We start from the raw sequence: 20,135 nt of genomic DNA on the forward strand, positions 1-20,135 counted from the left end.
CGGCGTTTTCCGGGGTGCCCGGCTAGAAGTCCTCCGTTTCGTCCACGAGCTGGCGCAGTACGTCCGTCAGGTCCTGGCGGCGGGCGTAGGCCGCGCGTTGGCGGTGGGCTCCCGAGCCGTCGCGCAGGAGCCCGGCCAGGGTCTTGGCCGCGTGGTCCAGGTCGCCGGCGGCGGCCAGTTCCGGGGCGACCAGGTCCAGCAGGGCCTCCGCGAGGTCGGCCGCCGGGAGTTCCGTGCCCGTGTACGGGTCGAGGCCGAAGCCCTCCAGGCCGTCGTGGGCCGCCCGCCAGCGCGCCAGGCGCAGTACGTCGTCCCGCAAGGCCGGCTCCGGACGCCGCTCGGCGATCTCGCGCAGCGCCGTCGCCACCAGTGCGCGGGCCAGTTCCGCCTGGAGGACCGCCGAGTCGACGTCCGGGGACATGTCCGGCGCGCGGAACTCCAGCGTCGGCCAGTGCCCGGAGGGCCGGAGGTCCCAATAGACCATCTTGGTGTCCAGGGCCGCTCCGGAGCCGAGCAGGGTCTGCACGGAGCGCCGGAAGTGGGCCGTGGACGTGAACTGCGGAGGCAGGCCCGCCGAGGGCCAGCCGGACCAGGCCATCGCCCGCCAGCTGGAGTGACCGGTGTCACGGCCGCCCCAGAACGGCGAGTTGGCGGCCAGCGCGATCAGTGTGGGCAGCCACGGTCTGATCCGGTTGGACACCGCCACCGCCGTGTCCACGTCGAGCGTGCCGATGTGGATGTGGCGGCCGCAGCTGACCAGGGTGTCGGTGAGCGCGCCGAAGCGGCGGTGCTGCTCGCGCTGGCGCGGCAGGTCGTCCGTCAGGTGCAGCGGCCCCTCCACCGCGACGACCGGCGAGGGCGCGGCCAGCAGCCGGCAGCCGTGGGCGCGGGCCGCCCGGCCGAGGGTGCGCCGCAGCGCGGCGAGCTCGGCGCGCAGCGAGGCCGCCGAGTCGGCGATCGGGGTGGATATCTCCACCTGGTAGCGGGTGCCCTCGGGGTGCATTTCGCCCGGCAGCCCGCCGGCCGTCGCCAGGACCTGCGGGGCGGCGGGGACCACCCGGAGAGTGCGGGCGTCGACGAGCAGGAACTCCTCCTCGACGCCGACCGTGAGGGGCACGGTGGGGCGCACCGTGTTCTGCGTCGTGCCGGTGCTCGTGGTGCTGTTGCCAGGTTCGATCACTACGCCTCCCTGGACATACGAGTCTTTTCATCATGAGCTGAACGAGAGGCGAGGAGCGCACGTCGATTCAGTCAAATGTGCGGTGATAGTGGCGAGTTAGCGGCAATGGCCCGCCTGCTCCGGGAGCCCGGAGCAGGGTGGGGCGACTGTTGCCGGTGTGTGAAAGGGCCGGAAATCCCCGCGGACCGGCGGCGGGCTGCTGGTTATCATCCGATGTGACTCGTGCGACCGCTCCGACCGCTCCGAGGCGGCGCATATTCGCCGACCTCACCCCCCTGCGCACCTCCGCCGACTACCAGCGGCTGTGGATCGGCGGGACCATCTCCTGGGTCGGCCAGGCCATGACCACCCTGGCGATCTCGCTCCAGGTCTACGACATCACCCGCTCCAGCTTCTCGGTCGGGCTGGTCGGCCTCTTCTCGCTCGTCCCGCTCGTCGTCTTCGGCCTGTACGGCGGCGCCATCGCCGACACCGTCGACCGGCGCAAGCTCGGCCTGTACAGCTCCCTCGGCGCCGCCGTGCTGTCCGTCGCGCTCGCCGCGGCCGCGCTGCTCGGCTTCCACCGGGTCTGGTTCCTGTACGGCATCGTCGCGCTCCAGGCGGTCTGCGGGGCGCTCACCGGGCCGGCGCGGTCCGCCATGATCCCGAGGCTCCTGCCGGCCGAGCAACTGCCCGCCGCCAACGCCCTGAACTCCGTGACCATGACCTTCGGGACGATGGTCGGCCCCGCGCTGGGCGGACTGGTCGTCGCCGTCGGGGGGTACGAGTGGGCGTACCTGATCGACGCCGTGACCTTCTGCGCCGCGCTCTACGCGATGTGGCGGCTGCCGTCCATGAAGCCGGACCGGGCCGAGGGAGTGCGGGGGAGGGCCTCGGTCGTCGACGGGCTGCGCTTCCTCGGCACCCGGCCCAACATCCGGATGACCTTCTTCACCGACATGGCCGCCATGGTGCTGGCGCAGCCGAAGGCGCTGTTCCCCGCCATCGCCGTGCTCTGGTACGGCGACGACGCGAAGACGGTCGGCCTGATGGTGGCCGCGATCGCCGCCGGGGCGCTCTTGGGCGGGCTGTTCTCCGGCTGGCAGGCCCGCGTCCGGCGGCACGGGCTGGCGATCCTGCTGGCGGTCGCGGCATGGGGGCTGGCCATCGCGGTGTTCGGGCTCACGCGGAACCTCTGGCTCGGGCTGTTCTTCCTGGCCCTCGCCGGGTACGCGGACACCGTCTCGATGGTGTTCCGCACCACCATGCTCCAGGCCGCCACGCCGGACGACATGCGCGGGCGCCTCCAGGGCGTCTTCATCGTGGTCGTCGCGGGCGGGCCCCGGCTCGGGGACTTCCTCGCCGGGACCGCCGCCGACCTGACCTCGCCCGCCGTCGCCGTCACCGGCGGCGGCCTGGCCTGCGTGCTGCTGGTGGGCCTGCTCGCCCTGCGCTGGCGGAACTTCGCCCACTACGACGCCCGCTCGCCCCAGGCCTAGGCCGGGCCCGGCGGGCTACGCGTCCACCGGTTCTCGGGTGCGGGTGCCGCCCGCGGTGCCGGTGTTGGTGGTGCCGGACGGTTCGAAGAGCAGGATGTGGGCCTCCTGGTCCGCCGCCGGGCAGTGTTCCGTCCCGCGCGGGACGACGTACATCTCGCCGGGGCCCAGGACCACGTCCCCGTCCCGCAGGCGGATCGTCAGGGTGCCGGCGACGACGAGGAAGAGCTCGTCGGTGTCCTCGTGGGTGTGCCACACGAACTCGCCCCGGACCTTGGCGACTTTGACCTCGTAGTCGTTGACGCGGGCGATGCGGCGCGGCGCCCACTGCTCGGTGAAACCGGCCAGCTTCCCGGCGATGTCGATCTTCTGTGTCGTCATGCGGACAGCCTGGCGGCGGGCGCGCGGGCGGTCTTGTACGTTCCTGACATGGCCGCGATACGTCCGCGCAGCACCGTCAGCGCCTGGAGGCCGCCGGTCGCGGGGATCGCCGAGGTCTTGCACGCCCGGTTCACCGACCACGCCTACCCGGTGCACGTGCACGACACCTGGGCCCTGATGATCCTGGACGGTGGGAGGGTCGACTTCGCACTGGACGGCGAGCGGCACGGCGTCGGCGTCCGGGACACGGTCATCCTGCTGCCGCCCGGGGTGGCCCACGACGGGCGGACGGTCACCGAGGCCGGGTTCCGCAAGCGCGTCCTCCACCTCGACGCCTCCGTCCTGCCCGAGGGCCTGACCGGGGCCGCCGTCGACGCCCCGCTGCTGCCCGACCCGGCGCTGCGGGAGCGCGTGCACGGCCTGCACCTGGCGCTGGGCGCGCGGGAGCTGCCGGCCGGAGCGGTCGAGCGGCTGGAGGCCGAGTCCCGGCTGGCCTTCGTACGGGAACGGCTGCGCCGGTGGCTCGCGGGGCGCGCGCCGACGGAGTACGGGGCGCCGGCCGCAGGGCTCGCCGTACGGCTGCGCGAGCTGCTCGACGCGCGGGTGGCCGAGGGAATCGGCCTGGAGGAGGCCTCGGCGGAGCTGGGCCACGTCCACCCCACCCACCTGATCCGGAGCTTCCGGGCGGCGTACGGGCTGCCGCCGCACGCGTACCTCACCGGGCGGCGGGTGGAGCTGGCGCGGCGGCTGCTGCTGGCGGGGATGCGGCCGGCCGAGGTGGCGACGGCCGCGGGCTTCTACGACCAGGCGCACCTGACCCGGCACTTCGGACGGCACGTGGGGACCAGCCCGGCGCGGTTCGCCCGGTCCGCCCGGACGTGAAGGCCGGGGGGAAGTCCCGCGGGAGAACCGCGGTGGCCCTACCGGAGCCAGCCGCGCCGGGCCGCCTTCAGTCCGGCCTCGAACCGGCTCGACGCGTCCAGGCGTTCCATGAGCCCCGACATCTGCCGCCGCACGCTGCGGGCCGAGATGCCGAGCCGCCGCCCCGGACCTCGTCGGTGAGGCCGGACGCGAGGAGCGTGAGCAGTTCCTGCTCGGACGTACTGAGTCCGGTGCGGGCGTCCTTGGAGCGGTCGGCACCGAGCGGGACCGCGGAGTGCCATGTCTGCTCGAACAGGGCGACCATGGAGGCGACGACCCCGGCTTCGCTGATGCAGATCGCACCGCGCTTCGTGTCGGCCGGGTCGATCGGCACGACGGCGACCCGGCGGTCGAAGACGAGCATGCGGGGGGGGCGTCGGGCAGGTGCGCACCATGCCCCCGCGCTCGGTCAGATTCCGACCGGGTCATCTACAGCGTCCGGTTCGGCGTTCCCGGTGACGTCCCGATCACCGGGCGGTGGTGACGGAACACCGAAACCGCTGCTGACCCCTTCCACCGAGCAGCTCCGCCTCCCCGGGTCCCGCCGGTCCTCAAGGTGTACGTCCCGGGCCGACGATGCCGCGGGCGACGCCCAGGGCCACCAGGTCCTGGGGGCGGATGCGCAGCTGGTCCGCCGTGGCCGGGGCGGCCGACGGGGGGCGCTTGAGGATGGCCGCGGCCGGCTCCGGGGCGATGACCGAGAAGTAGCTGTCCGGGGTGACCCAGGTGTTCCCCGGAGCGGCCAGCGCGAGGGCGCCGCCCGAACCGCCCTCGCCGATCAGCAGGGTGGTGACGGGGACGGTGGCCGCCGCCAGCGCCGCGAAGGTGTCGGCGATGGACGCGCCGGCGCCCGCGTGCTCGGCGGCGGCGTCGTTGGCCGCGCCCGGGGTGTCCACCAGGGTGAGCACGGGGATGCCGAGCCGGTCCGCGAGGCGGACCACGCGGGTTGCCGTGCGGTATCCCGCCGGGCGGGTGGCCGTCCCGCACTGGGCGGCGTAGGCCACGGCCCGGCCCTCCCGCAGCCCGAACCCGCACAGCATCCCCGGGTCCGTACCGCCGGCCCGGTCCCCGGAGAGGTGCAGGCGGAGCTCGAAATACGCGTCCAGGTACGCCTCGGCGCGCGGTCGGCCGGGGTCGCGGGCCTGCCGTACCGCGTCCCAGCCGGTGGCGGGCGGGCTTACGTCGGCCAGCGCGGCCGGCGGCTCGACCGGCCCGCCGGAGCGGGGCGCGGCCAGGACGCGGAGCCAGTTCGCGAGGGTGCCCGGCAGATGGGCGGCGGGGACCACGGCGTCCACGTGACCGGCGGCGTACTGCCCCTCGGCGCAGTACGCCGCCGGGTCCGCGTCGGCCGGGCGCACCCGGGACCCGGCGAAGCCGACCTGGGCGCCGGGCAGCGCGAGGACCACGTCGGCGCCGGCCCCGAGGGTGGCCCAGCCGCCGCCGGTGGTCGGATCGCGCAGGACGGCGAGCTGGGGGAGCCCGGCGGCACGGGTCAGGACGCTCTGGCGGGCCACGCGCTGCAGCTGGGTCAGCGCGAGCATGCCCTCCTGCATCCGGGAGCCGCCCGTGGCGATGAGCGAGACGAGGGGGAGGCGGTGCTCGCGGGCGTGCGTGTACGCGGCTTCGAGCCGGTCTCCGGTGCGCTGCCCCAGGGAGCCGCCCAGGAAGCCGAACTCGAAGGAGATCAGGACGGCTTCGCGGCCGCCGAGGCGGGCGGTGCCGGTGACGACGGACTCCTGCTCGCCGGTGCGTTCGGCGGCGCGGGCGCGTGAGGCGTCGTAGCCGGCCCAGGCCAGCGGGCCGTCGGCGGGGGACTCCCGTCGGGGGGCAAGCAGTTCGGCGAAGCTGCCGGGGTCGGTCACGGAGGCGATGGCCGCGCGGGCCGAGAGGCGGGTCGTCACCCTTTCACCCTAGGGGGCGCGGTCGAATTCCCGTCCGGGCGACAGGACTTCGGCGGCGATTCCCGGCCGCCGCGGCGCGTCAGGTCAGGAACTGGGCGGCGTACAGCGCGCCGATGGCCGTGGCCAGGGTGGCGAGCAGCAGCCGGAGCGCCGTCTCGGGCAGGCGGGGCTGGAGCCGGGCGCCGAGGTGTCCGCCGAGCAGGCCGCCGGCCCCGCAGGACAGCCCGAGGAACCAGTCCGGGGACACGTCGCCCGTGGCGGCGAGGGAGAGCAGCGCGTACGTGGCCGCGCCGACGACCGAGGTGACGAAGGTGGCGGCCAGGGCGGCGGGCGCGACGACGGCGACCGGCGCCCCGCGGCCGACCAGAACGGGGCCGAGCAGGGAGCCGCCGCCGATCCCGTAGACGCCCCCGGCCACGCCGACGGTCAGGGCCAGTGCGGTCGTGGCGCGGGGCGAGGGCGGGCGGGGAGTGCGGGCCGGCGCCGGGCGCAGCGTGCGCAGCAGCAGCCACAGCCCCAGGGGCAGCAGAAGGGCGGCTATGAGGAGGCGGAAGATGCGCGGGCCGGGGACGGCGAACACGCGGATCACCGCGCCGAGGACGACGCCGGGCACGGTCCCGGCGATGAGCAGGCGGGTGAGCGGCCCCCTCAGGCTCCCCGTCCTGTGGTGGCGCAGCAGGGCCCCGGGGCCGGCCACGACGTTGTAGAGGAGGTTGGTCGGTGCCACGGCCGGGCTCGGCACGCCCAGGACGCTGACCTGGACGGGCAGCAGGAAGACCGCTCCGGAGACCCCCACGGGCGCGGTGACCACGGATATGAGGAGCCCGGCGGCGAATCCGAGCAGCCCGGTCGACCACGTCACGCCGCCCGCCCCCGGGCCTCTTCACCGTCCACCGGCCCAGAATGGCGCATCAGGCGGACCGGGTGCGTGACGATCTCATGAACACGGTCGGGGCACCGGCTCGTACCGGACGAATCCGGGCGGAGTCGGGCCGACTTCGATGCTGTTCTCGTCGAGTCCGTTGGCGATCCGCAGGCGTCCCGCGTCGAAGACGAACTCCAGCGCGACGGTTCCGTCCGCCAGGTCACGGCCCGCCGGCCGCCATTCGAGCAGTGCGACGCCGAGCAGCCTGTGACCGGCGAACGCTTCGAGGCGTTCGTCGCGGTGGGACCACTGCGGCGTCAGCTCGGACCACTCCCAGCCGGTGATCGCCGCCGAGGTGTGGATCGTGTCCCAGCCGAGGGAGAGTTCGTCGAACGTGCGGTGGCAGATCTCCACTCGGGTGCCCTCGAAGTCCAGCACCACCGGGCAGTCGGCGTACCAGTCGCCGTCCTCGGCGAAACGCACCAGGGCGAAGCCCGTCAGGCGTCTGCCGGCGAGCGCCGCGAGACGCGGGCCGTGTGCCTGCCGTACGGCGTCGATCCCGATCAGGTAGGCCGGTTCGAAGCCGGAGATCCCCATGTTCACGGCAGGGGAGTCTCCCGGCCGTCCGCCGTGCGGGCAAGCGCTTTGCCGGGACCGGCGGCCGTCAGGGGAGCGGGAGGGCGATCTTCACCGCGTAGGCGGCGACCAGGCCGTAGCCCAGGCGGAAGGTCCAGACGCGGGCGGTGGCGGAGATGCGGGCGCCCGCGAAGGAGCCGAGGGCGACGAGGGACTGCTGCCAGAGGAGGGAGGCCGCGCCGACGCCGACGAGGAAGGCCGCTCCGGCCGGGCCGGTGCCCAGGCTCGCGCCCTGGGCGGTGGTGAGGGCCGCGAAATAGAGGGCGGTGGTGGGGTTGATCGCGGTGAGGGCGACGAAGCGGGCGAAGGCCTTGGCCGGCCGCACGCCGGTGGTGGTCCGCGTGGCGCCCGGTGCGGCGGCGGGATCCGGTGCCGGCACGGGCGGGGCCGCCTCGGGACGGGCCCCGGCCAGGCCGTGCGCCGCGATGGCCAGCAGGATCGCCGCCGAGGCCAGCCGGACCCACGCCTCGACGGGGGAGACGTGGGAGGCCGCCCAGGGGCCGACGGCGGTGGCGAGGGCCGCGTAGCCCAGGTCGACCACCGCGATGCCCATGGCCGCGGCCACCGCCGTCCGCCGGTGCCGCATCGCCTCCTGGAGCAGCAGCACGCTCATCGCACCCATCGGCATCGCCACGCCCAGACCGGCGGCGGCACCCGCCAGGGCCGGTGTCATCAGTTCGCTCATACGGGCGAGGGTCGGCCCTCACCCCCGGGATACGAGCGCCAATACCGGGCTTGACTGCGAGAATCGCGGCATGGACCGCCTCGACAGGGAAATCCTCGGCATCCTCCAGCAGGATGCGCGGATCTCGTACCGGGACCTCGGCGTCCGCGTCGGCCTCAGCGCCAACGCCACCGCCGACCGGGTGCGGCGGATGCGCCGGGACGGCGTGATCCGCGGGTTCACCGTCGTGGTGGACCCGGCCGCCGACACCGCCGGCGGTCTCGTCGTCTTCATCGACGTCACGCTGCGCCAGGACACCACCAACGAGGAGTTCGAGCGCCAGGTCGCCAAGCTCCCCGGGATCACCGAGGTCGTCCACGTGACGGGGGCGCACGACTACCTCGTACGGGCCCGGGCCGCCGACCCCGCCGCCCTCGACGCGCTGCTGCGCCGTCTGAAGCGGGAGGCGGGGGTCGCCCAGTCCAACACCCGGATCGCCCTGCGCGCCGCCGAACGCCCCGGCCGGCCCTGAGGGCCCCGCACCCGCACCCGCACCGCGCCGCTCGCCGTCAGAGTGCCGACTCCCAGGTCACCGTGGTGTCCCGCGCACCCCGCTCCGTACGGCCGTCGTCCGTCACGGTCAGGCGGACCCGGGCCGGGGACGCATCCACCACCACCTCGATCGAGGTGACCCCGCTGCGCCGGTGCGCCGCGGCCAGGGCGCCGCGCAGGGCCGTGAGCAGATCGGCCGCCACGGCCGCCGGGAGCAGGGCGTCCACCGCGCCCGCGAAGTGCACCGACGGCTGGAAGCCGAGCAGGACCGCCGCGCCGCCCGTCTCGCGCAGGACCCGGCCCCGGAAGGTGGTCGGGGCATCGGTCGGCGGCTGCTGGAGGGCGAAGATGGCGGTGCGGACCTCCTGGATGGTGGAGTCCAGCTCGTCGACGGCGCGGGTGAGTTCGTCGCCGACGGTGTCCCCGGAGGGGGCGTTCGCGGCGCGCCGCCGGGTGCTCTCCAGCATCATCTCGGTGGCGAAGAGCCGCTGGACCACCAGGTCGTGCAGGTCCCGGGCGATCCGGTCGCGGTCCTCGTACACCGCGAGCTGCTCCCGGTCGTGCGCTGCGTCCGCCAGTACGAGGGCCAGCGCGGCCTGGGAGGCGAACTGCGAGGCCAGCAGCCGGTCCACCGCGTCGTACGCCGGGCCGCCCCGGGCGCGCGGCAGGGCCAGGGTGCCGATCAGCCGGCCGCCGCTCTGGAGCGGGAGCATCATGCTCGGCCCGAACCGCATCCGGACGTGGGTGGTCATCCGGGGATCGGTGGCCGAGTCGTCGATGAAGACGGGTTCGCCGCCGAGGAGTTGTTCCAGCACCGGCGATCCGGGGGCGATCGCCGTCCCGACCAGGTCCCCGGGGTCCCCCTGGGTGGAGGCGGCCACGATCTCCATGCCGCCTTCGGGGGTCGGCTGGAGCACCACCCCGGCCGCGGCGTCGGCGAGCAGCCGGGCCCGTTCCGCCACGCACATCAGGGCGTCCGCCGCAGGGCGTCCCGCCAGCAGCGTCGTCGTCACGGCGGCGGCCCCGTCGATCCAGCGCTCCCGGCGGCGCGCGGTCTCGTAGAGCCTGGCGTTGCCGATCGCTATGCCCGCCTGCGCGGCCAGGACGCGCACCAGGGCGAGGTCCTCCTCGGTGAAGGGGCCGCCACCGTGCTTCTCGGTGAGGTAGAGGTTGCCGAAGACCTCGTTGTGGACCCGGATCGGGACGCCGAGGAAGCTGTGCATGGGCGGGTGGCCGGGCGGGAAGCCGGCAGCCCGCGGGTCCCGGGTGAGGTCGTCCAGGAGCAGCGGCCGCGGGTCCCGGGCGAGGACCCCGAGCAGGCCGGAGCGACCGTCCGGCAGATGGGGGACGGCCGCCCGCTGCTCCTCGGTCAGCCCTGCCGTGAACAGCGCGGTCACCAGGGCGCGCTCGGGGTCGAGGATCCCGAGCGCGCCGTACCGGGCCGAGCACAGCTCGGCCGCCGAATCCACGATGTGCTGGAGGGTGGCGCGCAGCTCCAGTTCGGAGCCGACGCTCAGTACGGCCTCCAGCAGCACGGGGAGGCTCGCCGCGTCCTCGTCGGACCGCCCGGCGGGCCTCCCGTGCCCTTCGTCCGTCATCCGGCCAGCGGGTTGAGGACCATCGGGGCGATCTTCCCTTCGAGCATCGCGCCGAGTCCCATCACGGCGCACACGTCGGGCCGTTCGGCGATGGCAACGGGCATTCCGGTGGCGTCCCGCAGCATCTGGTCCAGGCCCGGCAGCAGGGCGCTGCCGCCCACCATCATGATCCCCCGGTCCGTCAGGTCGGCCACCAGGTCGGGCGGGCAGTCCCGCAGCACCTTGCCGATCCCGTCGAGGACCGCGGTCAGCGGCGTGTGGATGGCGTCCCGCACGGCCGCGGTGTCCACGTGGACGGAACGGGCCAGACCGGTGGCCACGTCACGGCCGTGGATGAGGGTGGAGGCCGGCCCCTCGGAGGTGAGGCCGTTGCCGTGCAGGGCCAGTTGGAGCGGCCGGACGGCCTGGCTGGGCAGCATCAGCTCGTGCGCGTGGCGCAGGTGCTGGACGACGGCGTGGTCGATGGCCTCGCCGCCGACCGGGATCCGCTCGGCGGTGACGATCGAACCGAGGGAGAGGACTGCGACCTGGGTGGCCGCGGCCCCGCACACCATGATCATCGTCGCGGTCGGCTGCTCCACGGGCAGTCCGCAGCCGACGGCCGCCGCGATCAGGGTGTCGACGAGTTCGACGCGCCGCGCCCCGAGCCCGACCAGGGTCTCCACGGCCGCGCGCTGGGCGAGCGGATCCGCGTCGTGCGGGGTGCAGGCGGCGGCCCGCAGCCGCGGCTTGCGCCGCAGGGCGCGCCGCAGCTTCTCGCCGAGGAGGTGGCGCAGCATCCGCTGGGCCATCTCGATGTCGACGACGGTGCCGCCGGAGACGGGGCGCACGACCCGGATGTAGTCGGGCGTACGGCCGGTCATCCGCTCGGCGAAGGTTCCGACGGCGATGAGTGCGCCGGTGCGCGTGTTGACCGCGGCGACGCTGGGTTCGTCGACCACGAGGCCGGCGCCCTTGACGTACACGCGGGTCCTGGCCGCCCCCAGGTCGACGGCGACGTGGCAGCGGCGCAACTGCTCAAGACTGACGGTCACGGCAGTACCTCCCGAGAGCGCTGACGCAAAGGGACCGGCGGAAGTGCCGGTCGCTTTACATATCATCCCGGGCATTTGGGGCTATCCGCCCGTTGGAATGCTCCGGCCGTGGGTGTGTCGGGGCTGCATGGGGGTGGATTTCTGTACCGACAGGCAGCACCATGCCCGCACTGCACGTGCTACTCGCACGTAACAAGGTATGGGGGAACCGATGCTGACGGCCCGACAGGCACTGGTCGCGCTCCTGACGCTCTGCCTGGCCTCGCTCGCGGCGCCCGCCGCGGCCCGTGCCTCCGACCGGGGTCCGGTCCCCGCCCCTGACCGGGCATCACCGCGCAGTCCGGTGGTCTTCGTCCACGGGTACAACGCCGACCCGGGCGTATGGGGAGCCCTCCGCGCCGACCTGCGCGCCGACGGGTACGCCGACGCGGAGCTCTTCTCCTTCGGCTACGACACCCACCAGTCCGTCAACGAGGTCCTCGCCGGCCGGCTCGGCGCCTACGTCGAACAGGTCCGCCGGGAGACCGGCGCCGCCAAGGTCGACGTCGTGGCGCACTCCTTCGGCTCGCTGGTGAGCCGCTGGTACGTCAAGTTCGGCGGGGGCACGGCCACCGTCGACCACTGGGTCTCACTGGCCGGCCCCAACCGCGGCACCTCCACCGCCTGGGCCTGCGCCCTGTGGGACCAGGCCTGCCGGGACATGACCCCCGGGTCGTACGTGGTGAAGAACCTGGGCGGCGGCGACCCGACCCCGGGCGCGGTGAAGTACGCGACCTTCTGGTCGAACTGCGACGAGGTGATCAACCCCGACGACAGCGTCCCGCTCACGGGCGCCGCCAACACGCCGGTCGGCTGCCTGGGGCACAACGACCTGCTCGGCGACGACGGCACCTCGGCCGGAGTGCGCGCCTTCCTCGCGTCGTAGGCGCGCGCCCCGTGCGGGGGCGGCGACGGTGCTGACGCGCTGCTTAGGGGGTACGGGCAACAGTGGGGAGGCCGTCACGTCCTGAGGGGGAAGGAAGTGCCGATGCCGTACCGGGTCCGCGCCCGTGCCGCCGACGAGCGGCCCGCGCCGCCGCGGCGTTCCGTCACCCGTCTGCGCCTCACCTGCCTCTACGGCGGGGTGTTCATGCTGACCGGGACGGCGTTCCTCGTCGTGGCCCTCCTGCTGGCCGAACAGGCCGTGAACAGGGGGAGCCGACCGGTTCTGGGGCTGGGCCCCGAGAGCACCGCCGTCCTGGCGCCCGCCGGCTGCGAGGGCCCGGGGGCCGGCGGGCCGTCCTCCTGTCCGTCCCCCGGGCGGGACCGCGTCCACGCCCCGCTGTTCCTGTCCGCCCTGCCGGTCCTGGCCGCGCTCGGGCCCCTGTCGGTCGGCGCGGGGTACGTGACGGCCGGGTACGCCCTGTCGCGGGTCCGCCGGATCACCCACACGGCCCGGGGCGCCTACCGCTGCGTCTGAGGACCGACGCGCTGGAGCAGGCCGTAGGTGAACTCCGCCACGCAGGGTCGGCCCTGCGCGGTGAAGGCCAGGCGCCAGCGCGTCGGCGCGGTGCCCTCCATCGGCCGCACCGGCGCGAAGGCCCGCGCCACCTCGTCCACCGTCGCCGACCAGGGCAGCAGGTCGTCCGGCGACCGGAGTACGGGCCCCCGCGCGCCCGGGGCCCGTACGAGCCACTCGTTCCACACCGCCCCGTCCGGCGCGGCCAGCACCTCGAAGCGCAGGTCCGGCCAGAGCGGCAGCGGCCACAGCAGGGCCTCGCACTCCAGGTCGCCGATCGTGCGGTGCTCGGCGGACTCCGGTGGACCGAGCACCGAGCGGTACCGGGCCAGCGCTCCGCGGGAGCGCGGCGAGCGGACCATGGCCTGCCAGTGCTTGTTCGCCTCCCGCTGGTCCGCGAGCGAGGCGCCCAGCCGGCGGCGGGCCTCGTCGGCGCGGTCCGGCTGGAAGTCGGCCATCCGCCGCAATAGCACCAACTGGAACCCTGTAGGCCCGAAAGATGTCATGGAAGGAACGATTCCACACAGGATCCTTACGTTCTCGGGATCCGGATGTTGCCGCACACCGCGTAGCCTGCGGGCGCCATGAACTATTGCCACGCCTGCCGGAGGCACCTCAACGGCGCGCTGGCGTGCGCCGGATGCGGAACGCCTGCCGAGTACCTGATACCCGCCGCGCCCGCTGCGGCCGGGCCGCCCGTGCCGCCCGTCGTCGAGGGGCCCGCCGCCGATCCGCCGGCCGTCCTGGCCGACGTGTACGCGGACTCGCTCGTGGTGCTCTCCGCCCCGAACGAACGCAGGGCCGGCGCCCGCCGCCGGGTCACGCACCGGCGGCGCCGCCGCACCGTGCTGTCCCTCTCGCTCGGCGTGCTGCTCGCGACCGCGGGCTCCCTGATGGTCGTGAGCATGGCAGCCGACGGGGAGCGCACCGACCGGGCCTCCGACGTCGTCCTGGTGGACGACGCGCCCCAGGATCCCGCTCCGCTGTCGGAAGCGCCGACGGCCGGAGCGCCCACGGGCTCCGGCAAGGCCACCGCGAAGGCCGGCGGCTCGACCACGAAGAAATCCGGCAGCGGCGCGCCGACCGGGAGCGCCGGTCAGCCCGGACCGACGGAGTCCGCCCCCGCTCCGACGACGTCGGGGCGGACGTCCGGTACCCCCGGCCCGGGGAAGTCCGTCCAGGGTGGGACGGGGCAGCCCTCGCAGGGTGCTTCCGGCAGTGCGACGGCGTCGCCCGCGCCGCCGCCCCCGCCGAAGCCCACGCCGACGCCGACCAAGGACTGCGGTTTCCTGGGCATGCTGTGCTGGGGCGACTGACTAGCCCCCCAGCATCCGCTTGAGCAGGTCCCGCAGCACGGCCCGCTCCGCCGGGGACAGCCCGGCCAGGGGCTCGCGCGCGAAGTCCAGCGACTCGCGCAGCCGCTCCGCCGTCTGCAGCCCCTCCTCGGTGGGGGCGGCCAGCTTGACCCGCCGGTCGGCCGGGTCCGGACGGCGCTCCACCAGACCGCGGCTCTCCAGCCGGTCGATGATGCCCGTCACGTTCGAGGGCTCGCACCGCAGCTTCTGCGCTATGCGGCGCATGGGCGTCGGCTCCAGGGAGAGCAGGTTCAGCACCTTGGCCTGGGCGCCGGTCAGCTGATGGGTGGCGGCCGCATGCTCGTACTCCATGTGGTACCGGCTCACGACGTCACCGATGAGTTCGACGACCTCGACGGTCACTGGGTCTACACGACGACTGGGCATGGATCCAGAGTACCCATTTACTTGACAACATGAAATATCCAGGCGCATGGTTGTTTCACCTAGTGAAGCAATTCGTTACCAGGAGCGCCGCAATGTCTGAGATTCCCGCCGTGAGCCGCGAGTGGCACCTCGTCCGTCGCCCGCAGGGCTGGCCCGTCGCCGAGGACTTCGCCCTGCGTGAGGTGCCCGTCAACGCCGAGCCCGCCGCCGGCCGGATCCTCGTGCGCAACCTGCACATGTCCGTGGACCCGTACATGCGCGGCCGGATGAACGACGTGAAGTCCTACGTCCCGCCCTTCCAGCTCGACCGCCCGATGGACGGCGGCGCGGTCGGCGAGATCGTCGCCTCCGCCGCCGAGGGCTTCGCCGTCGGCGACCACGTCCTGCACGGCCTGGGCTGGCGCGAGTACGCGGAGCTCGACGCGAAGTACGCCACCAAGGTCGACGCCTCCCTCGCCCCGCTCTCCGCCTACCTCGGCGTCCTCGGCATGCCGGGCCTGACCGCCTACGCCGGGCTCTTCGAGGTCGCCTCCTTCAAGGAGGGCGACTCCGTCTTCGTCTCCGGCGCCGCGGGTGCGGTCGGCGGCCTCGTCGGCCAGTTCGCGAAGATCAAGGGCGCGTCCCGGGTGATCGGCTCCGCCGGCTCGGACGAGAAGGTGACGCTCCTCACGGAGAAGTACGGCTTCGACGCCGCCTTCAACTACAAGAACGGCCCCGTCGCCGAGCAGCTGCGCGCCGCCGCCCCCGAGGGCGTCGACGTCTACTTCGACAACGTCGGCGGCGACCACCTGGAGGCCGCCATCTCCTCCATGAACGTGCACGGCCGCGCCACCCTGTGCGGCGCGATCGCCCACTACAACGACACCGAGGCCGCACCCGGCCCGCGCAACCTGATGCAGGTCATCGGCAAGCGGCTGCGGCTCCAGGGCATCCTCGTCAGCGACCACGCCGGACTGCAGCAGCAGTTCGTCCAGGACGTGGCCGGATGGCTGCGCTCCGGTGAGCTGAGCTACGACGAGACGGTCGTCGAGGGCGTCGAGAACGCGACCTCCGCCTTCCTCGGCATGCTCCGCGGAGAGAACACCGGAAAGATGATCGTTTCCTTCACCGGTTAGGCTCACCCCACAACCGTCGTGACCGTGGGCGCGAGTCGCGGCGATTACCAGGAGGAACATTTCTTCATGTCCATCCAGCAGTCCGACGTCGCGTACACCGCCGTGGCCACCGCCGAGAACGGCCGTGACGGCCGCGTCGCCACCAACGACGGCCAGCTCGACGTCGTCGTGAACCCGCCCAAGGAACTCGGTGGCTCCGGCGCCGGCACCAACCCGGAGCAGCTCTTCGCAGCCGGCTACAGCGCCTGCTTCCAGGGCGCCCTGGGCGTCGTCGCCAAGAACGTGAACGCCGACATCTCCGGCTCCACGGTCACCGCCGAGGTCGGCATCGGCAAGAACGACGAGGGCTTCGGCCTGATCGTCAAGATCTCCGCCGTGATCCCGAACGTGGACGCCGCCACCGCCAAGGAGCTCATCGAGAAGGCCCACGAGGTCTGCCCGTACTCCAAGGCCACCCGCGGCAACATCACCGTCGAGCTCGCCGTCTGATCCGGCAGCCGCACGGCGAAGGCCGCACCCCGACCGGGGTGCGGCCTTCGCCGTAGACTGACGCCATGCATGATCTTGCGGGGGGCTTCCGGTACCTGCTGGCCGGACAGCGATGGGTGTTGCGACACGGCCGGTGGCTGGGCTTCGGGCTGCTGCCCGGGCTCGTCTCGTTCGCCCTCTACGTCGGCGCCCTCGTCGGGCTCGGCTACGGCGCCGACGACCTGACCACCTGGGCGACCCCCTTCGCCGACGACTGGTCCGCCCCGTGGATCGGACTCTTCCGCGGCTTCCTCACCGCCCTGTTCTTCGGCCTGGGGCTCTTCCTCGCGGTGATCACCTTCACCGCGGTCACCCTGCTGATCGGCCAGCCCTTCTACGAGTCCCTCTCGGAGCAGGTCGACCGCAGCGAGGGCGGCGACGCCCCGCAGTCCGGCCTCCCGCTCTGGCGGGAGCTGTGGATCTCGGCCCGGGACAGTGTGAAGGTGCTCGGGCGGGTGCTGCTGTACGGCCTCGTGCTCTTCGCCCTCGGCTTCGTCCCGGTGATCGGCCAGACGGTCGTCCCGGTGCTCGGGTTCTGCGTCTCCGGCTACTTCCTGACCCAGGAACTCACCTCCGTGGCCCTCCAGCGCCGCAAGATGGAGCTGCCCGAGCGGCTGGTGCTGCTGCGGTCCCGGCGGCTGCTGGTGCTGGGCTTCGGAGTGCCGCTGGTGCTGGCGTTCCTGGTGCCGCTCGTCGCGGTGCTCCTGATGCCCGGCGCGGTGGCGGGAGCCACGCTGATGGCGCGCGACCTGATGCGCACCGACGAGGCCCCGGCCGCCGAGGCCGCACCGGCCGGCTTCGGACCGCCGCCGCCGGCGTTCCCGTAGCCACCGCTAGCGCTCCTTCTTCAGCAGCAGGAGGGCTCCCGCCGTGTCCTCCCCGCCGTGGGCGGCCGGGTCCGCCGTCAGGCGGCGGCGCATCAGGTCCAGGTACGGGGAGATCAGCTCGGCACTGACCCCCTGCTCCTCGGCGGTCCGCAGCAGGGTGCCGGTCGCCGCGACCTGCATGGCCAGGTTGGACACCACCCCGGTGGTGAAGTCCCGCGAAGTGAGCCGCTCGGCGGCGTTGCCGACGAAGAAGCCCATCGCGCCCAGCCACTCGGACAGCAGCGGAGCCAGTTCCTTCGGGGCGATGTCCTCGCCCTCGGTCAGCGCGTAGGCGTGCGAGATGCCGGCGAAGAGTCCGTACATCGCGCTGAGCAGCGCCACGTCGTGCAGGGCGGCGTGCCCGGGGTCCTCCCCGACGAAGCGGGCCCCGGCCGGGACCTCCAGCGTCGCGCGGTGGGTGTCGAAGAGGGCGCGCGAGCCGCTGTAGAAGACGTATCCGCCGGCCTCCGGTACGCCGATCATCGTGGGCGTGGCCATGATCCCGCCGTCCGTGTACCGGGCGCCGCGGGCCTCGGCCCAGGCGGCCCGGGCGCGGGCCTCGGCCGGGGTGCCGGTGGTGAGGTCGACGAGGTCCTTGCCGGTCAGGTCGATGCCGTCCAGGGTGGAGCGGACGCTGGCGTCGTCCAGCAGACAGGTCACGACCAGTCCGTTCGCGGCGACCGCCGCAGCCGCGGTCGGGGCGACGACGGCGCCCTCTGCGGCGAGCGGTCCGGCCTTGGCGGGAGTGCGGTTCCAGACGGTGAGGGAATGCCCGGCGGCGAGCCAGGTGCGGGCGAGGGCGGTGCCCATGTCGCCGAGTCCGAGCAGGGTGAGCGAATTCCGCGGTGTGGTGTCGGTCATGGCGTTTAGCCTGGTTGCAGGCAGTGCGGTGCTCAAGTACGCACTTCGGAGTAGGTGGTTACCCCGAGGTGAGCGAGCAGGTGGGGAGGGTGTGCGATGGCGGTGACACGGAGGCCCGGTGCGGATGAGTGCGGGATCGCCGCGGCGATGTCCGTGATCGACGGCAAGTGGAAGGTGTCGCTCCTGTGGATGCTGGAGCAGCGTCCGCGCCGCTTCGGCGAGCTGCGCCGGCTCGTCCCCGGTGTCTCCGAGAAGGTGCTCGCCGCCCAGCTGCGCGAGCTGGAGACCGACGGCATCGTGCACCGCGAGGTGTACGACGAGGTCCCGCCGCGCGTGGAGTACTCCCTGACCGCGCTGGGCCAGGACCTGAACGCGGCCCTGGGGCCGTTGGGGGCGTGGGGTGCGAAGCACCTGCTCCCGGATTCGGCCTGACCGGCCGGAGATCGGTTACCGGCCCCCGCCTACCCGTGGCGGGCCCGTAGTATGCATGGCAGCAAGTGCCAAGGCTGTCTCTCACTGCCCTTGAGTTCGCCCTGGCCCGGAGCTTCGGCGGGGGGCCGGAGTCGCGCAGCGGCTTGCCGAGCCACGCCGGCCACCGGGCCGAGGACCGACCAGCAGTAGGGACACAGCAGTGACAGTCAGTACCGAGGGCATCGCGACCGTGCTGCCCCCGGGCGGACCGGCCGCGCCCGCCCGCCCGATACCGGCCGCCCGGCGCGGCATCGGCTCACGCGGCACGCTCCTGTTCCTCGAAGCCGTCGTCGCGTTCGCCGCGGCGCTCGTGCTCCCGCTGCTCGCCCGCGGCTTCAAGCTCAATCCCCTGGACCGGATCGCGCAGGTCAGCGGCCTCGCCGCCATCCAGCTGCGGTTCGCGCTCATAGGTCTGCTCTTCATCGGCGTGGTGGCGCTGGCCGTGCGGCTGCGCAGGGGGCGGCACTTCGACCTGGCCACGCGGTTCGCCTCCGCCGCCCTCGCCGGCCTGGCCAGCGGCTTCGTCGCCGCCGGCGCGGTCGTCGCCCTCCACGGGACGCCCTGGCCGATGTTCGGCCTCAACGGCGACAGCGGCCGCATCGTCGAGTGGGCCCAGGCGGTGGCCAACGGCCGCCCCTCCGGCTCCCCGGTCTACCCGCCGGCCCCCCTCTACACCCTCGGCTACTACGCCGAGTGGTTCCGCGGCGGCAACACCGCGTACGCCTTCAAGGACCTGCAGATCCTCGGCGCCGCGGCGTTCGGACCGCTGGTCTACCTCTGCTGGCGCATGCTGCTCGGCCCGGTCCGGGCCCTCGCCTTCGGCGTGGCCCCCGCCTTCGCACTGATCGACGCCTACAAGCCGTACAGCCAGACCGTCCTCGTCGTGCTGGTCCCGGTCCTGGTCGCGATGGTGGTGTCGCTGAGCCGCAGCGGTACGCAGGGCTGGCGGACGCTCCTGCTCAAGGGCGCGGGATTCGGCGCGCTGCTCGGCGTCATGTTCCTCACCTACTCGGGCTGGTTCCTGTGGAGCGCGGCGGGCGTGCTGTTCGCCGCACTGCTGTACTTCCCGTGGCGGGACGGCCGGCTCGGCCGGATCAAGGGCGCGGCCTTCCTCGGCGCCTCCCTGGCGGCGTTCCTCGTGGTCGCCGGGCGCTACCTCATGGTCATGCTGACCGAGGGGCAGACCACCAAGGACTACAACTTCCGGTTCGACAACTTCACCGACCCGGCGTACTACCTCATGTGGCGCACGGACATGCCCGGCAAGGTCGGCGAGTGGCCCCTGCCCGGCGAGTACGGCGGGGTCGGGCTGTTCGCCCTGGTCACCTTCGTCGGTGTGGGCGCCGCGATCTGGCTGGGCATGCGCAAGCCGATGGTGATCACCATCGCCGCGATGTTCATCAGCGCGTGGGTGATGCGCATGTACATCGCCTCGCACATGTACGAGACGCAGACCGTCCAGCTCTACACCCGCACGAACAACCAGCTGCTCTACTGCGGGCTGCTGCTGTGCGCGCTCGTCGTCCACCTGGTCTCGCTGCGGATCGCCGCGCGCCGGTCGCAGCCCGGCGCCGGAACCGGGCAGGGTGCGGCGAACGCGGCGGGCACCGGCTTCCCCGGTCGCGAAGGCGCGGTGATCGGGACCCTGTGCGCCCTGCTGCTGCTCCTCGGCACCGTCTCCTCCTCGATGGCCGACCGCTACATGCCGGCCAAGGAGAACACGTACCGGATCCTGCCCTGGGTCTCGCACACCATCACGGAGCGGGACGGGAGCTGCCCGAAGTACGCGCCCGGCGGCACGTGCTCCAAGGACGGCGACCAGAGCTGGCTCGGCTTCATCCGATGAC

23 protein-coding genes are annotated in these 20,135 nt (G+C 73.5%); 11 read left to right on the forward strand and 12 right to left on the reverse strand.

The window, feature by feature from the left end; genetic code table 11:
* Positions 1 to 22: 22 nt before the first annotated feature.
* A complete protein-coding gene (locus tag OHA91_RS25475) occupies positions 23 to 1,180 on the reverse strand; it encodes a carboxylate-amine ligase (RefSeq protein ID WP_266501447.1) in 1,158 nt (385 codons plus the stop codon).
* Positions 1,181 to 1,395: 215 nt separating this feature from the next.
* On the opposite strand from OHA91_RS25475, the gene OHA91_RS25480 reads away from it, so the two are divergent.
* Entirely contained in the window at positions 1,396 to 2,658 is a 1,263-nt protein-coding gene (locus tag OHA91_RS25480; protein WP_031145858.1) for an MFS transporter, read from the forward strand.
* A gap of 15 nt (positions 2,659 to 2,673) precedes the next feature.
* Here the strand turns inward: OHA91_RS25480 and OHA91_RS25485 are convergent, their stop codons facing one another.
* Positions 2,674 to 3,036: a cupin domain-containing protein gene (locus tag OHA91_RS25485; RefSeq protein WP_031145861.1), complete on the reverse strand. Its 363-nt coding sequence runs from the start codon at positions 3,034 to 3,036 to the stop codon at positions 2,674 to 2,676.
* A 48-nt stretch (positions 3,037 to 3,084) separates the two neighbouring features.
* Between OHA91_RS25485 and OHA91_RS25490 the strand changes: the two genes are divergently transcribed.
* Positions 3,085 to 3,918 (forward strand): helix-turn-helix domain-containing protein, encoded by an 834-nt coding sequence (locus tag OHA91_RS25490; protein ID WP_031145863.1) that lies wholly within the window; start codon positions 3,085 to 3,087, stop codon positions 3,916 to 3,918.
* Between the two features lie 67 nt (positions 3,919 to 3,985).
* Here OHA91_RS25490 and OHA91_RS25495 read toward each other — a convergent pair whose 3' ends face one another.
* From OHA91_RS25495 to OHA91_RS25515, 5 genes are all read right to left on the reverse strand, one after another.
* Positions 3,986 to 4,321, reverse strand: coding sequence for a hypothetical protein (locus OHA91_RS25495; RefSeq protein ID WP_266501455.1), 336 nt, complete (start codon positions 4,319 to 4,321; stop codon positions 3,986 to 3,988).
* Between the two features lie 187 nt (positions 4,322 to 4,508).
* On the reverse strand, positions 4,509 to 5,858 hold the full coding sequence (locus tag OHA91_RS25500; protein WP_266501457.1) for a carboxyl transferase domain-containing protein: 1,350 nt from the start codon (positions 5,856 to 5,858) through the stop codon (positions 4,509 to 4,511).
* Between the two features lie 79 nt (positions 5,859 to 5,937).
* Positions 5,938 to 6,720, reverse strand: coding sequence for a sulfite exporter TauE/SafE family protein (locus OHA91_RS25505; protein WP_266501459.1), 783 nt, complete (start codon positions 6,718 to 6,720; stop codon positions 5,938 to 5,940).
* 75 nt (positions 6,721 to 6,795) lie between these two features.
* Positions 6,796 to 7,320 carry a hypothetical protein gene (locus OHA91_RS25510; protein ID WP_266502674.1) on the reverse strand — a complete coding sequence of 175 codons (525 nt, stop codon included), beginning with the start codon at positions 7,318 to 7,320 and terminating at the stop codon, positions 6,796 to 6,798.
* Positions 7,321 to 7,387: 67 nt separating this feature from the next.
* Entirely contained in the window at positions 7,388 to 8,044 is a 657-nt protein-coding gene (locus OHA91_RS25515; RefSeq protein ID WP_266501462.1) for a LysE family transporter, read from the reverse strand.
* Positions 8,045 to 8,114: 70 nt separating this feature from the next.
* On the opposite strand from OHA91_RS25515, the gene OHA91_RS25520 reads away from it, so the two are divergent.
* Positions 8,115 to 8,555, forward strand: coding sequence for an Lrp/AsnC family transcriptional regulator (locus tag OHA91_RS25520; RefSeq protein WP_031145876.1), 441 nt, complete (start codon positions 8,115 to 8,117; stop codon positions 8,553 to 8,555).
* Positions 8,556 to 8,592: 37 nt separating this feature from the next.
* On the opposite strand, the gene OHA91_RS25525 is transcribed toward OHA91_RS25520, so the two are convergent.
* Positions 8,593 to 10,173 (reverse strand): sensor histidine kinase, encoded by a 1,581-nt coding sequence (locus OHA91_RS25525; RefSeq protein WP_266501465.1) that lies wholly within the window; start codon positions 10,171 to 10,173, stop codon positions 8,593 to 8,595.
* On the reverse strand, positions 10,170 to 11,207 hold the full coding sequence (locus tag OHA91_RS25530; RefSeq protein ID WP_031145880.1) for a rod shape-determining protein: 1,038 nt from the start codon (positions 11,205 to 11,207) through the stop codon (positions 10,170 to 10,172). Before OHA91_RS25530 ends, OHA91_RS25525 begins: the two co-directional genes overlap by 4 nt.
* Positions 11,208 to 11,418: 211 nt before the next feature.
* Here OHA91_RS25530 and OHA91_RS25535 point away from each other — a divergent pair, with 211 nt between their 5' ends.
* Positions 11,419 to 12,132 (forward strand): esterase/lipase family protein, encoded by a 714-nt coding sequence (locus tag OHA91_RS25535; protein WP_031145882.1) that lies wholly within the window; start codon positions 11,419 to 11,421, stop codon positions 12,130 to 12,132.
* A 102-nt stretch (positions 12,133 to 12,234) separates the two neighbouring features.
* Positions 12,235 to 12,666 (forward strand): hypothetical protein, encoded by a 432-nt coding sequence (locus tag OHA91_RS25540; RefSeq protein ID WP_031145885.1) that lies wholly within the window; start codon positions 12,235 to 12,237, stop codon positions 12,664 to 12,666.
* Here OHA91_RS25540 and OHA91_RS25545 read toward each other — a convergent pair.
* A complete protein-coding gene (locus OHA91_RS25545; protein WP_266501469.1) occupies positions 12,651 to 13,211 on the reverse strand; it encodes an RNA-binding protein in 561 nt (186 codons plus the stop codon). The two genes, OHA91_RS25540 and OHA91_RS25545, sit on opposite strands and share 16 nt — an antisense overlap.
* A gap of 78 nt (positions 13,212 to 13,289) precedes the next feature.
* Here OHA91_RS25545 and OHA91_RS25550 point away from each other — a divergent pair, with 78 nt between their 5' ends.
* Positions 13,290 to 14,021: an SCO2400 family protein gene (locus OHA91_RS25550; RefSeq protein ID WP_063835487.1), complete on the forward strand. Its 732-nt coding sequence runs from the start codon at positions 13,290 to 13,292 to the stop codon at positions 14,019 to 14,021.
* Here OHA91_RS25550 and OHA91_RS25555 read toward each other — a convergent pair whose 3' ends face one another.
* Complete coding sequence (locus tag OHA91_RS25555) at positions 14,022 to 14,447, reverse strand: MarR family winged helix-turn-helix transcriptional regulator (protein WP_266501473.1); 426 nt, start codon at positions 14,445 to 14,447, stop codon at positions 14,022 to 14,024.
* Between the two features lie 92 nt (positions 14,448 to 14,539).
* Here OHA91_RS25555 and OHA91_RS25560 point away from each other — a divergent pair, with 92 nt between their 5' ends.
* The 3 genes from OHA91_RS25560 to OHA91_RS25570 all read left to right on the forward strand — a co-directional run bounded on the left by OHA91_RS25560 (position 14,540) and on the right by OHA91_RS25570 (position 16,917).
* The gene (locus tag OHA91_RS25560; RefSeq protein WP_266501476.1) at positions 14,540 to 15,562 is read left to right on the forward strand and encodes an NADP-dependent oxidoreductase; all 1,023 of its coding nucleotides are present in this window, start codon (positions 14,540 to 14,542) and stop codon (positions 15,560 to 15,562) included.
* 66 nt (positions 15,563 to 15,628) lie between these two features.
* Positions 15,629 to 16,051: an organic hydroperoxide resistance protein gene (locus tag OHA91_RS25565; protein WP_030657091.1), complete on the forward strand. Its 423-nt coding sequence runs from the start codon at positions 15,629 to 15,631 to the stop codon at positions 16,049 to 16,051.
* A gap of 65 nt (positions 16,052 to 16,116) precedes the next feature.
* On the forward strand, positions 16,117 to 16,917 hold the full coding sequence (locus tag OHA91_RS25570) for an EI24 domain-containing protein (RefSeq protein ID WP_328740082.1): 801 nt from the start codon (positions 16,117 to 16,119) through the stop codon (positions 16,915 to 16,917).
* 6 nt (positions 16,918 to 16,923) lie between these two features.
* Here OHA91_RS25570 and OHA91_RS25575 read toward each other — a convergent pair whose 3' ends face one another.
* Positions 16,924 to 17,817, reverse strand: a complete 894-nt coding sequence (locus OHA91_RS25575) for an NAD(P)-dependent oxidoreductase (RefSeq protein ID WP_266501490.1) — start codon at positions 17,815 to 17,817, stop codon at positions 16,924 to 16,926.
* Between the two features lie 96 nt (positions 17,818 to 17,913).
* On the opposite strand from OHA91_RS25575, the gene OHA91_RS25580 reads away from it, so the two are divergent.
* Positions 17,914 to 18,249 carry a winged helix-turn-helix transcriptional regulator gene (locus tag OHA91_RS25580; RefSeq protein WP_031145900.1) on the forward strand — a complete coding sequence of 112 codons (336 nt, stop codon included), beginning with the start codon at positions 17,914 to 17,916 and terminating at the stop codon, positions 18,247 to 18,249.
* 199 nt (positions 18,250 to 18,448) lie between these two features.
* Complete coding sequence (locus OHA91_RS25585; protein WP_031145901.1) at positions 18,449 to 20,134, forward strand: hypothetical protein; 1,686 nt, start codon at positions 18,449 to 18,451, stop codon at positions 20,132 to 20,134.
* The last annotated feature ends 1 nt before the right edge of the window (position 20,135 follow it).

The sequence above is a fragment of the Streptomyces erythrochromogenes genome, from assembly GCF_036170895.1.
Classification (GTDB): Bacteria; Actinomycetota; Actinomycetes; order Streptomycetales; family Streptomycetaceae; genus Streptomyces; species Streptomyces erythrochromogenes.

What these genes read in the sequence shown, in the direction of transcription:
- OHA91_RS25485 (WP_031145861.1), bottom strand. Translation starts at nt 3,036, where the DNA reads ATGACGACACAGAAGATCGACATCGCCGGGAAGCTGGCCGGTTTCACC.
- OHA91_RS25490 (WP_031145863.1), top strand. Translation starts at nt 3,085, where the DNA reads ATGGCCGCGATACGTCCGCGCAGCACCGTCAGCGCCTGGAGGCCGCCG.
- OHA91_RS25495 (WP_266501455.1), bottom strand. Translation starts at nt 4,321, where the DNA reads ATGCTCGTCTTCGACCGCCGGGTCGCCGTCGTGCCGATCGACCCGGCC.
- OHA91_RS25510 (WP_266502674.1), bottom strand. Translation starts at nt 7,320, where the DNA reads ATGGGGATCTCCGGCTTCGAACCGGCCTACCTGATCGGGATCGACGCC.
- OHA91_RS25515 (WP_266501462.1), bottom strand. Translation starts at nt 8,044, where the DNA reads ATGAGCGAACTGATGACACCGGCCCTGGCGGGTGCCGCCGCCGGTCTG.
- OHA91_RS25520 (WP_031145876.1), top strand. Translation starts at nt 8,115, where the DNA reads ATGGACCGCCTCGACAGGGAAATCCTCGGCATCCTCCAGCAGGATGCG.
- OHA91_RS25525 (WP_266501465.1), bottom strand. Translation starts at nt 10,173, where the DNA reads ATGACGGACGAAGGGCACGGGAGGCCCGCCGGGCGGTCCGACGAGGAC.
- OHA91_RS25535 (WP_031145882.1), top strand. Translation starts at nt 11,419, where the DNA reads ATGCTGACGGCCCGACAGGCACTGGTCGCGCTCCTGACGCTCTGCCTG.
- OHA91_RS25540 (WP_031145885.1), top strand. Translation starts at nt 12,235, where the DNA reads ATGCCGTACCGGGTCCGCGCCCGTGCCGCCGACGAGCGGCCCGCGCCG.
- OHA91_RS25545 (WP_266501469.1), bottom strand. Translation starts at nt 13,211, where the DNA reads ATGACATCTTTCGGGCCTACAGGGTTCCAGTTGGTGCTATTGCGGCGG.
- OHA91_RS25550 (WP_063835487.1), top strand. Translation starts at nt 13,290, where the DNA reads ATGAACTATTGCCACGCCTGCCGGAGGCACCTCAACGGCGCGCTGGCG.
- OHA91_RS25555 (WP_266501473.1), bottom strand. Translation starts at nt 14,447, where the DNA reads ATGCCCAGTCGTCGTGTAGACCCAGTGACCGTCGAGGTCGTCGAACTC.
- OHA91_RS25560 (WP_266501476.1), top strand. Translation starts at nt 14,540, where the DNA reads ATGTCTGAGATTCCCGCCGTGAGCCGCGAGTGGCACCTCGTCCGTCGC.
- OHA91_RS25565 (WP_030657091.1), top strand. Translation starts at nt 15,629, where the DNA reads ATGTCCATCCAGCAGTCCGACGTCGCGTACACCGCCGTGGCCACCGCC.
- OHA91_RS25570 (WP_328740082.1), top strand. Translation starts at nt 16,117, where the DNA reads ATGCATGATCTTGCGGGGGGCTTCCGGTACCTGCTGGCCGGACAGCGA.
- OHA91_RS25575 (WP_266501490.1), bottom strand. Translation starts at nt 17,817, where the DNA reads ATGACCGACACCACACCGCGGAATTCGCTCACCCTGCTCGGACTCGGC.
- OHA91_RS25580 (WP_031145900.1), top strand. Translation starts at nt 17,914, where the DNA reads ATGGCGGTGACACGGAGGCCCGGTGCGGATGAGTGCGGGATCGCCGCG.